At 40.8% G+C, this 2,861-nt stretch carries 3 protein-coding genes; all 3 read left to right on the forward strand.

Going from position 1 to position 2,861, the window contains the following annotated elements:
- Positions 1 to 401 (forward strand): sugar transferase (locus tag NWQ57_RS12880; RefSeq protein ID WP_306022557.1); only part of this gene is annotated, 401 nt, incomplete at its 5' end.
- 125 nt (positions 402 to 526) lie between these two features.
- Entirely contained in the window at positions 527 to 2,479 is a 1,953-nt protein-coding gene (locus NWQ57_RS12885; RefSeq protein WP_306022558.1) for a nucleoside-diphosphate sugar epimerase/dehydratase, read from the forward strand.
- A 303-nt stretch (positions 2,480 to 2,782) separates the two neighbouring features.
- Positions 2,783 to 2,861: hypothetical protein (locus tag NWQ57_RS12890; protein WP_306022559.1), on the forward strand; the 79-nt coding region annotated here is incomplete at its 3' end.

Below are 2,861 nucleotides of genomic sequence, written 5' to 3' on the forward strand. Positions count from 1 at the left end.
TAAAATTTCGCACCATGAAGCCCGATACCGCCCATGTAGCTAGCCATTTAGCCAGTGCATCAGCTATTACCCCCTTTGGCGGTTTTTTGCGTAAAACTAAACTTGATGAGTTGCCACAATTGTGGAATGTTTTGCTGGGTGATATGAGTTTAGTTGGGCCAAGGCCTTGTTTATTTAACCAAGAAGATTTAATTTACCAGCGCGAGAAACGCGGGGTATTAAATTACCGTCCTGGTATTACTGGTTTAGCGCAGGTAAATGATATTGACATGTCGACTCCTGAGCTTTTAGCAGAAACAGATGCGAAGATGCTGGTTGGATTGGCAACTATAGACTACTTTAAATACATTTTTATGACATTAATAGGGAAGGGGAAAGGCGACAGAGTGAAAAAACTCTGAGGCTTTCTGAGTTAAACGATGAGTGTTACCTTAAGTTTAAAGCAAATTTAAATGGTCGTGTGGATTACAGATTGTTACCATTTTTTTGCAGAAAATTGTTAAGATAACGAGCTTAATTGAAGAAATTGGATTTTATGCAGATATTTTTTTCGATGCCTCGCGCGCAGAAACGACTTGTAAGCGTGTTGGCCGATACCATCTTTATACTAGCGGCTTTTTTTGCCGCGTTGGCTGTTAGACTTGATAACTTTAGTGTGGTGTTTGAGTCGCACTATTGGATGTTTTTGTTAATCGTATGCCCAGTGAGTATTTTTACTTTCATGCGGCTTGGATTATACCGAGCCGTGTTGCGTTACATGGGTTTGCAAGCGTTAACAGCTGTTATTTTAGGCGTGTTTGTATCAACTCTTTCTATGGTACTGACTAGTTACTATGGAGGCTTGTCTCTACCCAGAACCGTGCCGATTATTTATGCCGCCTTTGCTTTGGTGCTGATTGGTGGCTCTAGGGCCATTGTACGTTCAGTATTTGGCAGTGGTATTAAGCGAGTAGGCGAGCACGTTATTATTTATGGTGCTGGTGTTAGTGGGCGGCAATTAGCCACTTCACTTGCGCAGAGCCATGAATTCCGCACAATGGCTTTTGTTGATGATGATCCAACCCTACACGGTACGGTTATCCAAGGTGTTTATGTTCATTCACCATCCATTATTAAGAAATTAGTAAAACAGTACGGTGTTAGAAAAGTGCTATTAGCTGTTCCCAGCGCTAGCCGGTCTCGACGCAAGCAGATATTACTAACCTTAGAGCCATTAGCTGTTCAAGTACTCACGATTCCGTCAACTAATGACTTGGTTAGCGGTAATAAACTTTATTCTGATGTGAAACATGTAGAGGTAGAAGATTTATTAGGACGTGACTCTGTTGTGCCTGATGCTAAATTAATGTCTGCCAATATAAAAGGCAAGGTAGTAATGGTCACGGGGGCAGGTGGTTCGATTGGTTCTGAGCTTTGCCGTCAAATTTTAAATTATTCCCCGAAAAAATTAGTATTGTATGAATTGTCCGAATACTGCTTATACAGTATTGAAAGTGAGCTCAAAAGCATCGCACACTCAAAAAGTATTACTGTTGAGATTATGCCCATGCAAGGGTCTATTCAACGAGAGAATAGGGTTTTAGCTGTTATGCAGTCTTTTGGCGTGCAAACGGTCTATCATGCAGCAGCTTATAAGCACGTGCCGCTGGTTGAGCAAAATGTGGTTGAAGGTGTCAGGAATAATGTATTTGGTACTTATTATACCGCCCGAGCGGCCATTGCGGCAAAAGTTGAAACCTTTGTTTTAATCTCGACTGATAAAGCGGTTCGGCCCACCAATGTCATGGGCGCAACTAAGCGCATGGCTGAGTTAGTGCTTCAAGCCTTAGACAAAGAAGCAAAACACACGCGCTTTTGCATGGTGCGCTTTGGCAATGTTTTGGGGTCATCAGGCTCTGTAGTACCGTTGTTTCGAAATCAGATTGCCAATGGTGGGCCGATAACGGTCACTCATCCAGAAATTACGCGATTCTTTATGACTATCCCTGAAGCGTCACAGTTGGTTATTCAAGCTGGAGCAATGGGGGAAGGTGGTGACGTATTTGTGTTGGATATGGGGGCTCCGGTTAAAATAGTTGATTTAGCCTATAAAATGATTCACTTAAGTGGTCTTAAAGCAAAAGATGATAAAAATCCTGAAGGTGATATAGCCGTTGAATATACTGGGATGCGCCCAGGTGAAAAGCTCTATGAAGAATTACTTATTGGTGATGATGTGAGTGGTACGGCTCATGAAAGAATTATGACTGCTCACGAAGTGTATCTGCCCTGGGATAAACTTGAAGTTATTTTAGATAGACTTGATGTGGCTTGTCATAACTTTGATCATCAGACTATTCGTGAAATTCTACTTACATCGCCAATCGGTTTTAATCCAACAGATGGTATTTGTGATCTAGTATGGTTGGAGAGAATGAAAGAGTCTGAGAATAACAAAAATGTTGTTTCTCTATCAGTGAGAAATCTAAAACAATCGTAAAACGCCCATCATTAATACCAAAAGTCATTTGTTTTTTGTTATTGTTTGAGTGATGCCTATTTGGATGTCAACCCAGATAGGCATCAAGTCTATTATCCATATATTTTTTGCTATTTAAGCCTCCTGTATTGTTAAGATTTTTCATTGGCTTGTTAGTTTTTATCGCCACTTTATATTTTAGTTGTTGCTTTTAGCCAAGATTAATATTTAAGCGATAATTTTTTTTACTACCCTTAATCTTTTGCTTGTTCTGCCCCGCCTAATTGGTATCCTAAACCTAGTTTAGCCTCAGGAGATTTGACATTGAAAGTTACAGTATTTGGGATCGGTTATGTTGGCTTGGTGCAAGCCGCAGTCATGGCAGAAGTCGGTCATGATGTGG

Source organism: Paraglaciecola sp. (genome assembly GCF_030730205.1).
Classification (GTDB): domain Bacteria; phylum Pseudomonadota; class Gammaproteobacteria; order Enterobacterales; family Alteromonadaceae; genus Paraglaciecola.